This is a genomic window from Pseudoalteromonas sp. SG45-1 (assembly GCF_014164135.1).
In the GTDB taxonomy this organism is placed as follows: domain Bacteria; phylum Pseudomonadota; class Gammaproteobacteria; order Enterobacterales; family Alteromonadaceae; genus Pseudoalteromonas; species Pseudoalteromonas distincta.
Map to the genome: position 1 here is coordinate 24,379 of NZ_JACJEP010000014.1, position 12,735 is coordinate 37,113.

The 12,735-nt window shown below is 39.3% G+C and carries 14 protein-coding genes and 1 riboswitch; of the genes, 4 read left to right on the forward strand and 10 right to left on the reverse strand.

Going from position 1 to position 12,735, the window contains the following annotated elements; genetic code table 11:
- The first annotated feature begins 215 nt into the window (after window positions 1-215).
- Together tal and H5117_RS12720 are read left to right on the forward strand one after the other, a co-directional pair.
- On the forward strand, window positions 216-1,166 hold the full coding sequence (gene tal / locus H5117_RS12715) for a transaldolase (RefSeq protein WP_182738212.1): 951 nt from the start codon (window positions 216-218) through the stop codon (window positions 1,164-1,166).
- 213 nt (window positions 1,167-1,379) lie between these two features.
- Window positions 1,380-1,568: a DUF3545 family protein gene (locus tag H5117_RS12720; RefSeq protein ID WP_002961395.1), complete on the forward strand. Its 189-nt coding sequence runs from the start codon at window positions 1,380-1,382 to the stop codon at window positions 1,566-1,568.
- Between the two features lie 87 nt (window positions 1,569-1,655).
- Here the strand turns inward: H5117_RS12720 and ung are convergent, their stop codons facing one another.
- The 8 genes from ung to H5117_RS12760 form a co-directional block, all read right to left on the reverse strand.
- Window positions 1,656-2,318 carry a uracil-DNA glycosylase gene (ung, locus tag H5117_RS12725; RefSeq protein ID WP_024604200.1) on the reverse strand — a complete coding sequence of 221 codons (663 nt, stop codon included), beginning with the start codon at window positions 2,316-2,318 and terminating at the stop codon, window positions 1,656-1,658.
- Window positions 2,315-3,175 carry a cobalamin-binding protein gene (locus tag H5117_RS12730; RefSeq protein ID WP_182738214.1) on the reverse strand — a complete coding sequence of 287 codons (861 nt, stop codon included), beginning with the start codon at window positions 3,173-3,175 and terminating at the stop codon, window positions 2,315-2,317. Before H5117_RS12730 ends, ung begins: the two co-directional genes overlap by 4 nt.
- Window positions 3,175-3,774, reverse strand: a complete 600-nt coding sequence (gene cobO / locus H5117_RS12735) for a cob(I)yrinic acid a,c-diamide adenosyltransferase (protein WP_024604202.1) — start codon at window positions 3,772-3,774, stop codon at window positions 3,175-3,177. The genes H5117_RS12730 and cobO overlap by 1 nt, the downstream gene beginning before the upstream one ends.
- Complete coding sequence (locus tag H5117_RS12740) at window positions 3,767-5,251, reverse strand: cobyric acid synthase (protein WP_182738216.1); 1,485 nt, start codon at window positions 5,249-5,251, stop codon at window positions 3,767-3,769. Before H5117_RS12740 ends, cobO begins: the two co-directional genes overlap by 8 nt.
- A gap of 4 nt (window positions 5,252-5,255) precedes the next feature.
- Window positions 5,256-6,260, reverse strand: coding sequence for an iron ABC transporter permease (locus H5117_RS12745; protein WP_182738218.1), 1,005 nt, complete (start codon window positions 6,258-6,260; stop codon window positions 5,256-5,258).
- A 1-nt stretch (window position 6,261) separates the two neighbouring features.
- Window positions 6,262-7,074 (reverse strand): ABC transporter ATP-binding protein, encoded by an 813-nt coding sequence (locus H5117_RS12750; RefSeq protein ID WP_182738221.1) that lies wholly within the window; start codon window positions 7,072-7,074, stop codon window positions 6,262-6,264.
- A 246-nt stretch (window positions 7,075-7,320) separates the two neighbouring features.
- Window positions 7,321-7,455, reverse strand: a riboswitch (cobalamin riboswitch).
- Between the two features lie 62 nt (window positions 7,456-7,517).
- Window positions 7,518-8,450 (reverse strand): porin, encoded by a 933-nt coding sequence (locus tag H5117_RS12755; RefSeq protein WP_002961381.1) that lies wholly within the window; start codon window positions 8,448-8,450, stop codon window positions 7,518-7,520.
- Between the two features lie 166 nt (window positions 8,451-8,616).
- On the reverse strand, window positions 8,617-9,489 hold the full coding sequence (locus H5117_RS12760; RefSeq protein WP_024596245.1) for a LysR family transcriptional regulator: 873 nt from the start codon (window positions 9,487-9,489) through the stop codon (window positions 8,617-8,619).
- Window positions 9,490-9,580: 91 nt separating this feature from the next.
- Between H5117_RS12760 and H5117_RS12765 the strand changes: the two genes are divergently transcribed.
- The gene (locus tag H5117_RS12765) at window positions 9,581-9,955 is read left to right on the forward strand and encodes a DUF413 domain-containing protein (protein ID WP_024596244.1); all 375 of its coding nucleotides are present in this window, start codon (window positions 9,581-9,583) and stop codon (window positions 9,953-9,955) included.
- Between the two features lie 86 nt (window positions 9,956-10,041).
- A complete protein-coding gene (locus H5117_RS12770) occupies window positions 10,042-11,277 on the forward strand; it encodes a response regulator (protein ID WP_024605056.1) in 1,236 nt (411 codons plus the stop codon).
- 16 nt (window positions 11,278-11,293) lie between these two features.
- On the opposite strand, the gene rarD is transcribed toward H5117_RS12770, so the two are convergent.
- Complete coding sequence (gene rarD, locus H5117_RS12775) at window positions 11,294-12,211, reverse strand: EamA family transporter RarD (protein WP_039488332.1); 918 nt, start codon at window positions 12,209-12,211, stop codon at window positions 11,294-11,296.
- A gap of 51 nt (window positions 12,212-12,262) precedes the next feature.
- Complete coding sequence (locus H5117_RS12780) at window positions 12,263-12,718, reverse strand: thioesterase family protein (protein ID WP_024596241.1); 456 nt, start codon at window positions 12,716-12,718, stop codon at window positions 12,263-12,265.
- Between the last annotated feature and the right edge of the window lie 17 nt (window positions 12,719-12,735).

Here is a 12,735-nt window from a genome sequence, read left to right on the forward strand (position 1 = left end):
TGACTTGTAATTTATTTAGTGTCAATTTCAACATTAAATGAAACGAAAAGCACGTTTTGTTTAAATAAATCCTCTCTTAATAACCCATGCATTGCCGTTTTTCTATTGATAAGGACATAAGACCTATCAAGCATTGTCACACTGTTGCAGTATGGATTGTATATATTAAGAGTGATTAGATTTTTCTTTTAACTTGCTTGGAATGAGGAAAGCAAATGACTTCAGCTCTACATAGGCTAAAACAACATTCATCTATCGTAGCCGACACTGGTGATATTGAAGCTATTAAAAAGCATCAACCAGAAGATGCAACTACAAACCCGTCGCTTTTATTAAAAGCGAGCGAGATTGAAGCATATAAGCCTTACCTAGATAAAGCTTGGAGCTATGCAAAAGAAACCGAGCAAGAGCCAGCTAAACAACTTGAACTAGCATGTGATTACTTTGCCGTGTTACTTGGTAAAGAAATTAGTGAGATTGTTCCTGGTTATATTTCTACTGAAGTAGATGCACGCCTTTCGTTTAATACACAAGCGACTATTGATAAAGCACATACTCTACTTAGCCTTTACGAAAAAGAAGGTGTAAGCAAAGATAAAATTTTAATCAAAGTAGCGTCTACGTGGGAAGGCATTAAAGCCGCTGAGCAGCTAGAAAAAGAAGGTACTAAATGTAACCTTACTTTATTATTTAGCGATGCCCAAGCTCGCGCATGTGCCGATGCAAACGTATTTCTAATTTCGCCATTTGTTGGTCGTATTTTAGATTGGCATGTTGCTAACGGTATGGAAAAACCAACCGATCCGCTACAAGATCCAGGTGTTCAGTCTGTACGCAGCATTTTTGAATTTTACAAACGCCATGACTACAAAACAGTTGTGATGGGTGCAAGTTTCCGTAATACAGGCGAAATTATTGCACTTACAGGTTGTGACAAGCTAACTATTAGCCCTAATCTTTTAGAAGATTTAGGTAACCTTGAAGGCGCACAGGAATACTTGCTAGAAACAGATATTCCTAAAGAGCCAAAACCAGAACCACTTACAGAAGCGCAGTTCCGTTGGTTACATAACCAAGATGCTATGGCTACTGAAAAACTGGCTGAAGGTATTCGCTCTTTTGCTGATGCACAAGAACAACTAGAAGCGCGTTTTAAAGCAATGTAATTTGCTATAATCGTGTTTTAGAAAACGTCGCAATAGCGGCGTTTTTTTATGCCTAAAATTGGCTACTTCTCTATTTAACCTTCATATAATCTTCGTATAAACCTTCATCAATTAATCACACTTATGTAACATAACTGTCACTTTTTTATTCTATTTTAACTAGGCCTGTGGTATAGGTATTCTTGAGGTCAATAAAATCAATAGGAGAAGTTCATGGATAGCCTAAACGATATATTAGAGATATTAGAAGGACCAGATACAACAAGAAAAACCTCTCAAAAAAATAAAAAAAGAAAATGGCGTGAAATAGAAGCAATAAAAGACAAACAGCGCCTACGTAAAGAACTACAAGAACTAGACTACTTTACAGACAGTATTGCAATTGATGAGCTCGATTTTTAATTCAATACGCCCCAACTAAACAAAAAGGCTTCCAGAATCTGGAAGCCTTTTTTAATGGTTTAAACAATTTGAGTTCTTTAGAATAAATTAGATTTGCCAGTTAATTAGCTTATCTTTTTGGGCTTGCAATAACTCATTCGTTTGTGAGAAATGCTTACAACCAAAAAAGCCTCTATGCGCCGAAAGCGGCGATGGGTGCGGCCCTTTTAAAACATGATGGCGAGCGCTATCTATGCCTTTACCTTTTTTTTGTGCATGTGCCCCCCATAAAATAAATACCACACCTTCGCAGTGCTTATTAATATGGGCAATTACATTATCGGTAAATTGCTCCCATCCTAAATGCTTATGTGAATGCGCTTGCCCTTGCTCCACGGTCAATACTGTATTGAGTAAAAACACGCCCTGATCTGCCCAGCTTTGCAGGTAACCATGCTCAGGAATAATAAACCCGCTGATATCGACAGCTAACTCTTTGTACATATTTTTAAGCGACGGTGGCAGCTTTTTTACATCAGGCAATACCGAAAAACACAAGCCATGCGCTTGCCCTTCCCCGTGATATGGGTCTTGTCCTAAAATTACAACGCGGATGTCATTAAGTGCGGTGGCATCAAAAGCACTAAATACTTGAGCTTCAGGCGGGTAAACAGCAACACCTTCATTGCGGCGATTAGCCACATACTCTAACGTTTGCTGCATGTAAGGTTGCTGTAATTCACTTTCTAAAAATGTAGCCCAATTGCTCATTGTGTACTCTTAATCTGTTTACGTGATGCGTCTATTTTAACACACATATCCGCGAGTCCATCTAGCATGCGCGGAGTAAAACGATGTAATAAATCGGCATTTACGCTAATAAATTGATCATTTTTAACTGCTGGTACTTCTGGCCACTTTTGCCAATTAACAACCGGCTGTGGTGTTTTTGATTTTTCATCAGGGATAATAATAACTTGCGGCTTAGTAACAATAACATTTTCGATACTAATTTGCGGATAATCTGTAACGCTATCGGCAAATACGTTACTTACATGGCATGTTTCAATCAGCTGATTTATCCATGTGTTTTTACTTACTGTCATCATGGGCTCAGCCCATAACTGATAAAATCCGGTAATATCTTTTTTATCTTGCTGGCTTTTAACAATCGCGTTTAGCTTTTGTGTAAATGCATTTGCCGCTTGTTGGCTTTGCTCAATATTCCCTGTAAATTCACCAAAAGTAAGTAACTCGTCGGCTACACCCGCGATTGTGACGGGGTTACTCAAATATACTTTTATACCTAAACGCTCTATTTGGGCCAAATCTTCGCTTTGGTTTCCGTTTTTCCACGCAATTACTAAATCAGGTTTAAGCGCCAACACTTTTTCAAGCGAGATACCGTAATAGCCCCCTATGCGCTCAATACTTTGGGCTTCAGCAGGGTAGTCGGCGTAATCAACCGTGCCCACAATATTATCGCCCGCCCCGATGGCAAATAGGTTTTCGACTATATGTGGTGCAAGCGCGATTATTCGCAGCTTTTTAGAATCCCTGGTCTGCTCTGCAAGTGCACTGCTCGATACACTAAAAAGCAGCAGCCCAATAAAAAACGCTTTAAACATTAGTAATCAAACCCTTCGAGCGCTTTTATGCCTGAGTCGAATGCATGTTTTACATTACGCACTTCACTTACTGTGTCGGCAAGGTCGGTTAAAGTACGATGCGCTGCACGCCCTGTAATAATAACTGACTGCATGGGTGGGCGGTTATTAAGCGCTGTTACTACTTCATCTAAATCAACATAGCCGTATGTCACCATATACGTAAGCTCATCGAGTAATACTAAATCAATACTGCTATCAGCAAGCATGCGTTTTGACTCTTGCCATGTTGCTTGGGCGGCTGCAGTATCGGCTTCTTTATTTTGTGTATCCCAGGTAAAACCGGTGTTCATTACAACAAACTCAACGCCTGCACTTTGTAATAAATTACGCTCGCCACACTCCCACGTACCTTTAATATATTGGCAAACAGCTGCTTTTTTACCATGCCCTACGCAACGTGCTACAACGCCAAAGCCCGAGGTTGATTTGCCTTTACCGTTACCGGTAATTACCTGAAAAATACCTTTTACATCTTGCGCTGCCGCAACACGTGCATCCACTTGTTCTTTTACTTTTTGTTGGCGCTGCTTATGCTTATCGTTGTTTTGTTCAGTCATTATTGTGCCCTTCATAAATCGAGATAATTTGCTGTATGTTTAAATGCGTTTCGCACATGGTTGCTAATCGTTCTAACTGCTGCTCGCGGTGAGCGGCAATACTAATTGGGTTAATTGAGGCGCTTGGTTTTACCCATTTTAAAATTTGCGATGTAGCATCGGCTTCATCAAATAAGCCATGTAAATAAGTGCCCGCAATGGCGTTATCATCGCTAATAAAGCCATCAAACGTAAAGCCATGTGGGTGGCTTTCATCAAAGGTTAAAAATGGCTTATTAAGCGCTGCACCTTGGCTAATCCCTGCATGTATTTCGTAACCACTACAGGGTGTTGATTGGTTATTTAAAAGCAGTGTAGCGGTTATTTTAGTTAATACTTTTTGTGTTATTAGCGTGGTTTCAAAATCGCACAGAGCAAGCCCATTTACTTGCTTTAATGATGACTCAATACCATCTGGATCATTGAGCGTATTGCCCAGCATTTGCATGCCGCCACAAATGCCAAGTACTTTACCACCATAGCGTAAGTGGCGTTTAATTTGAGTGTCCCAACCTTCATTTTTCAAAAAGGTTAAATCGCCCAGCACGTTTTTACTGCCTGGGAGAATTATCAGATCAACGTCTGGGATCGTTTGCGTATGGCGCACGTAATTTATATTAATGTTTGGGTGCAAACGCAGTGCATCAAAATCGGTGTGGTTACTAATGTGGGGAACAAGCAGCACTGCAATATTAATTGAGGCGTTGGTTACGTTATTATCAATTGCGACGGCGTCTTCAGCATCAAGCGCAAGGTCGTGTAAATAAGGTAATACGCCAAGTACGGGTTTGTTTGTGTATTCTTCAAGCCAATCAAGCCCGCCTTGCAGCAAACCTATATCGCCTCTAAAGCGGTTTATAACAAAGCCTTTTACGCGCGCCTGTTCTGACTCGCTTAACAACGCAAGCGTACCTACCAAATGTGCAAACACACCACCTTTATCAATATCAGCAATTATAATTACTGGGCAATCTACCTCTTCGGCGTAACCCATATTGGCAATATCGTTTTCACGCAGATTTATTTCAGCAGGGCTACCTGCCCCTTCAACGAGGAGTAAATCAAAGCGTTTAGCTAAGCGGTTATGTGAGGTAATTACTGCATCCATCGCCACTTTTTTATAGTCGTGATATTTGCCCGCTTCCATATTACTAATGGCTCTTCCGTGAATAATCACTTGTGCGCCAGTATCGCTATTAGGTTTAAGTAATATAGGGTTAAAGTCTATTTCTGGCTCTACTTTAGCTGCTATTGCTTGCAAAGCTTGCGCACGACCAATTTCGCCGCCATCTTTTGTTACTGCGCTATTAAGTGCCATATTTTGTGGTTTAAAAGGTGCAACCTTTACCCCACGCTTAGCAAACACCCTGCAAAGGGCAGCAACTAAAGTGCTTTTACCAGCATCTGATGTAGTGCCTTGCACCATTAAGGTTTTCATGGAATTACACCCTTCGCTTTCTAAAAAACAATAAACTCAAAAAGAACACGCTACCAATAGCTGCAGTAATAACACCTACGGGCAGTTCTTGGTTTTTCAGCAATGAGCGCGAAAGTACATCAACCCACACCATAAATGTACCGCCCACCAAGCTGGTTACCAGTAAGCCAGCGATGGTGCCTTGGGATATAAAAAAGCGCACAATATGCGGTACCATTAATCCTACAAACCCAATACCACCACACATAGCCACCAGCACAGCGGTAATTAATGAGCTTAAAACCAGCATAAGTATTCTAAAGCGCTGAACCCTCACACCTAATGTAATTGCGCTTTCATCGCCCAGTAACATAGCATTTAGCTGCCTTCTAAAGCTCAGCATTACAAACGTACACAATGTAATTACCAATAAAGGCAACCAAAGCGTAGCCCACTGCGCACGCGAAAAGCTGCCCAGTGTCCAAAATAAAATAGCGGCTACCGCCTGAGGGTCGCTCCAATAAAGCAGCAAGCTGGTAAATGCACTAAATAAAAACGACAGAGCAACACCAGCTAATAACATTGATTCTACCTGTGCACTTTGCTGCCTACCTGCAATAAGTATTAATAAACTCATAGCGAGTAAGCTACCTAATAACGCTGCTGCCGATAACATAAAACCTGCGCTAATACCTGCTAATGCCATAAGTAACACCACGCCAAATGAGGCACCCGACGATATACCAAATAAGTAAGGATCGGCTAAAGGGTTACGCGTTACCGTTTGTAAAATAAGCCCCGCAATTGCTAAGCCAGAGCCTGCTAAAAAGGCGAGTAATGTGCGTGGCATTCTTAGTTCAAAAATAATACGCGTATTAAAAGACGCATCATTTGAGAGCAAAAAACTATTAAGTACGTCTTGAAGTGAGGTCTCTGCTGCACCAAAACTAAGTGCTGCAAATAAACTAAATAAAGCAGCCGCAGCACTGATGAATAGCGCAAGTGAGTGGCGAGTATTAACTGCGCTCATATTATTCGTAACCATAAAAGTAAGTGATATGAGGGATGCTATTTCCCGACTTCGATATTTGCGGGTGATTATTTACTTGGGCGCAGACACCAAAAACGTCGCCTAGCATGTTTTCGGTTAATACCTCACTTGGCGTGCCTGTATGTGTAATTTCACCATTTTTAATAACCACTAGTTCATCGCATATTGCAGAAGCTAAGTTTAAATCATGAAACGATGCAAACACCGTTACACCCAACGATTTAGCAAGCTCCATTACCTGTATTTGGTATTTAACATCTAAATGGCTAGTTGGTTCGTCCATTATTAACAACTGAGGTTGCTGAACTATGGCGCGGGCTATCAAGGCACGTTGCTTTTCACCACCCGAAAGTGACTCAAAGCTTTGATCGCTATGATCTGCCAACCCTACAGTGTTGATAGCTTGGGTAATTTTTTGTTTATCAATGTTAGTTACTGAGCTAAATAGCGATTTATGAGGCGTTAGCCCAAGTGCAATAACATCAAATACGCTTAAGTTAAATTGCGACGGGGTTTCTTGTAAAACAACCGCTACTTTTTTTGCGTACTCATCGCTTTTTAGCTGCCAAATATCGGTGCTGTTAAACTCTACAACGCCATCGCTGGGTTTATTAAAACGATATAAACAACGCAATAAGCTCGATTTACCTGCGCCATTGGGGCCAATTAAACCAACAAATTTACCTGTGGTTATTTTAAGGTTTATTTTTTTGAGGATCGTTTTATTGCCAATACCCCACGATACGTTTTTAACGTTTAGTAATGGTATATTTAATGGCGTTTGAGTGTGCAATAGTCAGTCCTAGACGGGATTAAACTCACTAAAAATGCGATAAAAATACTAATGCACTACAAGAAAAAATGAGTAAACCCGCTCGTTAAAAGAATTCATACCAATTGCATTAAATTAGTGATTTATTATAGCGACAAATAAATAGCTTAATAACAAGGCGGAAATTATGACATATACTTGTTCTATATGAATAATTTTTAACGAAGTTAGTAAGTTATTTAATTCGCTAGAAAGATCATGTTTTTAATAAAATTGGTATTATACCATTTGTATCTGACTTAAAGCTTTGCGCTAATTACAGTTGCGGGAACAGTCGAGGACTCGCACCTCATTCCAAATGAAGCTCTATTATGGGCGGCTAAGTAAATAATTTAAAGCAAAAAAAAACCGCACTCAAAAGAGCGCGGTTAAAAAGGGAGTGTTTTAACTAATTTAGCGAATAGTTAAAACTTGTATTCCATACCTAAGCCTACGTAGTCTTGGTCAACGTTGTTGTCCATGTCGAAGCTTGAGTAAAAGCCAAATACTTTAATGTTTTTATTTAATTTGTGATCAAGACCAACTGATATTGCTGACTTATCGTCGCTGTCGTCAAAGTCCATGTCTTGGTATTGTACTTTAAATGTGTTGTTACCCATGCTGTAAGCTGCATTTAATAGATAACCATCCGCTTCTGCGCTGCCGTCAACTTTTTCTTGTGTTTGGTACATTGCACCTAACTTAAAGTTTTCAACTTTACCTTGGATTGACGCGCGTACTACATCGTAGCCATTTACTTCACTATCGGCTGCGATAGAGGCATATACTGCGCTCTTTTTAAGTGCCACGTCACCGTAAGTAACCGCCATTGAGTAACCGTTATCAGCGTCTACATCATCTTCAGCTACAAAAGTAGCAAGTACTTTAAAACCTTCGTATGAGTTTGATGAATAACTAACAGTATTCCCTAAACGGTTTTCACCTTTAAATACATTTTTAATATCGCCTTCAAGGTCGTTAAACAAGTCTAACTTACCTTGAGATTGTTTAAGCGCAGTATCGTTACGACCAATAACCACTTGGCCAAACGCACCTTTTAAACCAACGTATTGGTTACGCGCAGAAATATTGTCGTCGTTATCGCCTTTTGAATCAGCATCAGACACATCAACTTGAAACTCAAACTTATATACCGCTTCTAAACTATCATTTATTTTTTCAGAACCTTTAACACCAAGACGAGATGCATTACTTTTTATCTCAGTAAAAGATCCTTCGCCGTCATCAGATGATTGCACTGTTACATTCGCTTTACCGTAAATGTCTACATCGGCAAGTGCATTAAAAGATAAACCACTTAATAGTGCTAAGCATAAGCTCGATTTTACAAATTTCATGTTATTTCCTTGGATAATCACAAAAGACTAATTTTTAAAACTGCTGCATTTTGTCACCGCTAAATGACAGTAATATTACAATGGAAATATTAATGTCTTTTTTTATTAATAAAAATGCATTAAATTTGAAATCAAAATAACATGAAAGCCTAATAAACGGCCGAACTTACTTACTTTTCTTTAATGACAAGCTTGGGGTCATTTGCGATAGTAAATTAACTAAGGTTTCTATTAACTCTTTTTGCTCGTTGTCTCTGTGATACGCTATAAACACGTCTCGCGAGGTATTTTCTACATCTTTAACATGAAACAGTTCACCTTTTTCTAAATGCCCTTCTACCAATACTTGAGGTATAAATGCACTGCCGCCACATTGCAGTATTAAATCAAGTGCAATACGTCCTGTGCTGGTTCTAAAATAAGGCGGTGTTTTACCGGTAAACTGACGCGCATGCCAAAGTGAGAAAGTAGTTCCCCAATCAACATATACATACTGATTATCAAAAAAGTTTTCGTTCGTTGCAGTGTCGTATCCGCTTACGGGAATGATTGGCAACTCACAGATTCGCTCTACCACTAGCTCGTCTACTTTTGGTGGATCAAACAATATTGCCAAATCAAGCGTGCGTTCTAATAACAGCCGAGTGCTTTCTTGTTGTGCTTTAACTTCTGCGACTAATGACACGCCCGGCATCGCCGATACAATATTTGTTATACCAAACTGTAAAAAAGCATCCCAAATATTAGGCGTTCCTGCTAAGCTAATTTGCTTATGCATATTATCGGCAAGCGCAACATCCACTTTGGCGCGTTGCATGCCCGTAATAATCATTTGTGCATGGGGTAATAAGCGCTCGCCAGGTGCTGTAAGTTGAATGTTATTACGCTGGCGAATAAACAAATTAACACCAAGCCCTTGCTCTAATTGGCGAATTCTAAAGCTCACTGCAGACTGCGTAATATAAAGGTTTTCGGCCGCTTTACCAAAGTGACGCGTACGCACTACCTCAACGAATGTTTTTAATAAATCGATATCCAATTTTTTATCCTCACGATAAAAATAATTTGTTTAATAAATTGCCAAACTTGCATCATACTCCAGCTAATTACTAAGGTATGAGGATAAAGCTATGAGCAATAACATTTCATTACTACGCCAAGCATTTGTTAGCCAACGTCAATTTTATGATGATCAAAACTTTCCACGAGGCTTTAGCCGCAGCGGAAACTTCACCTTATTAGAAGCCAGCATACTTGAACAACACGGAGTTGTTTTAAAAGGCTTATACAGTAAAACAATTGAGCCGCAAAACGAACACCAAGAACAGTTTGTAGCAGTCGTAACTGGCTCACAAGAACCTACCAACCCAATCGAACGAGCTTGGGTAAAATACTTAAAACTAACGACCTGCAAAACTAAGTTTCATACTTTATTTGGCCGTTCAAAAATGTCGAGCCCGGCGCCGATTAGCCAAGAGTATTATTCAGAAGCGGATAATCTGTAAGTATTTAAGTTATTTGCTTTTTTGCGTTTTAACAGTTACAACTTGTATAAGCAAATATTTTTGCAAAATATATATAGGGTTGTTCCGTGACGCGAAAAATACTAATAGTTGAAGATACACCTGCCATGGCGCGAGTGCAAAAGCACATCGCGCTTAAGGCTGGTTATGAAGTTGATATAGCTGAGTCATTAGCGCAAACAAAAGAGCTTATAAGTAAAAATAGCTATTTTTGCGCTGTAGTTGACTTCATATTACCTGATGCCCCATTAGGTGAGGCAATACCTTGTACTATTAATGCAGACATTCCAACTATTGTAATGACGGGCAATATTGATAAAAAAACTCGCGACACTGTAGAAAAATACCCAATCATCGATTACATCATTAAAGAAAATAAACAAGCTTATCAGTACCTCGAAAAACAGTTACAGCGTCTGCCTCGCAACGAAAATGTAAAAGTACTCGTTGTTGACGACTCTAAATCGACCCGACGATACATTTGTAGTTTATTAGTGCGCCATAAGTATCAAATTATTGAAGCACAAGACGGACAAGAAGCGTTAAACCTGCTTGAAGCTTCACCTGATATTTCAGTTATTATTACTGATAATGAAATGCCCAATATGAATGGCGATGAACTATGTAGCGAGATTCGCCGCTTATACAGCAATGATGAAAAAGCTATTATTGGTATTTCGGGTTCTGACTCTGTAGGGCTTTCTAGTTTATTTTTAAAAAATGGCGCAAACGATTATTTGCACAAACCTTTTAATAGCGAAGAGTTTTACTGCAGGCTTAGTCAAAACGTCGATATGTTAGACCTTATAGCCACCATAAGGCGACAAGCCAACACGGATTATTTAACTAATTTACCAAATCGTCGTTACTTTTTTGAAGAAGCTGAAAAATCATTAAAGCAAATAAAACATACTAAAGGTGACGGTGCTTTAGCTATGCTTGATATTGATCACTTTAAATCAATTAACGATACATACGGACACGATGTTGGCGACGAAGTATTAAAAGGGCTCTCTATTTGCTTCAGTAAATACTTCAAAAAGCACTTAGTAGCGCGCTTAGGTGGTGAAGAGTTTGCAGTTTATTTTATAGATGCAGATAAACAAGAAGCCCTTAAACGCCTTGAAGGCTTTAGGTATTTTATAGAAATGAATAGCCAAGAGTTTAGTAAAGCTAAAATAAAATTCACCATTTCTATTGGCTTTGCAAACGGGCCTGTTTATCAAATTGATGAACTTTTAAAACAGGCCGACTTAAAGCTTTACGACGCTAAAGAATCTGGTCGTAATAAAGTAGTTAGTTAACCATTTTATTAGTTAATTATACTTCTGCGGCTGTAATAGCCGCTTTTTTACGTTTGCGTGATTGATGATAAGAGTCCCAACTAAAAATAGCCAGTGCACTCCAAATACATGCAAATGTTACTACACGCTCTGCATCAAACACTTCACCATAAAACACCACAGCTAGTATAAACATTAAGCTTGGCCCAATGTATTGAAAAAAGCCAAGTGTAGTATATTGCAAACGCTTAGCTGCACCGGTAAAACACAGCAGTGGTAATGTAGTTACAATACCTGCACTAATCAGTAGTACATTAGTATGCCAATCATTAGCTGGCAGGCTTGATGTTGCTGTAGGCACCATTAACCACCAATAAATAAGTGCGACAGGCAGTAATATAAGTGCTTCGAGTAAAATGCCAGGCAAGGCTTCAACCGGTAACTTTTTACGTAATAAACCATAAAGTGCAAATGATATAGCCAGTGAAAAGGCAACTACCGGAAACGAGCCAAAACTAATTAGCTGCAGCACTACACCGCTAAAGGCAAGGGCTACTGCTACGCCTTGGAACTTACGCAGGCGTTCGCCTAAAAAAAGCATACCCAGTAATACATTTAAAAGAGGATTTATGTAATAGCCCAAGCTTGCATCAAGCATGTGGTTATTATTTATAGCCCATATAAATAAACCCCAATTAAACCCAAGCAGTGCAGAGGTTATAACAAGCATAAGCAAAAGCTTAGGTTGAACGATAATGCGTTTAATTTTACCCCAATACCGTAAAACACTTACTACCAATACTAAAAACACAACCGACCAAATAACCCGATGCATTAAAATTTCAAAAGCAGAAACATGCTGAATCAACTTAAAGTATATTGGCGCAAGGCCCCACATTAAAAAAGCAAGACAAGCAAAAATAGCACCTTTACGCTGCTCAGTATCAATCGACATAATACACACTTAGTGATTTAAAAGGCCGCTAGTTTACTTGCCATACGCGTTTTATCCAACTAAATACGTGCCGGTTCCAAAAGCAATTTGAACAGACTGTTCGTTATGTAATTCCATTCTGCATACACATACTTTATTACCTGAACGAATAAGTGTTGCGCTGGCAGTAAAGCTCTCTCCTTTACCAGGGCGCAGATAATCAGTACGTAAGTCGATAGTCCCAAGTGTGGCTAATTTTGTTTGCACGCTTGTAATATCTAAATCGGTGAGTTTATCAATTACACTTGCTGCAGCAAGCATACCGCCTACATTATCAAGTACGGCTGAAATAACACCACCATGGAGTATTTTTTGCGCAGGATTACCAATTAGTACATCCTGCCACGGGAACGTAATTTTGGCCTGTTCAGGGCTTAACGACTCAACCGATATTTGTAAAAACTGGTTAAACGGCATGCCATTTACAAATAACGCGCCCACTTGTTCAATTAACATTTCTTTATTCATTATTATTCTCTATGTCA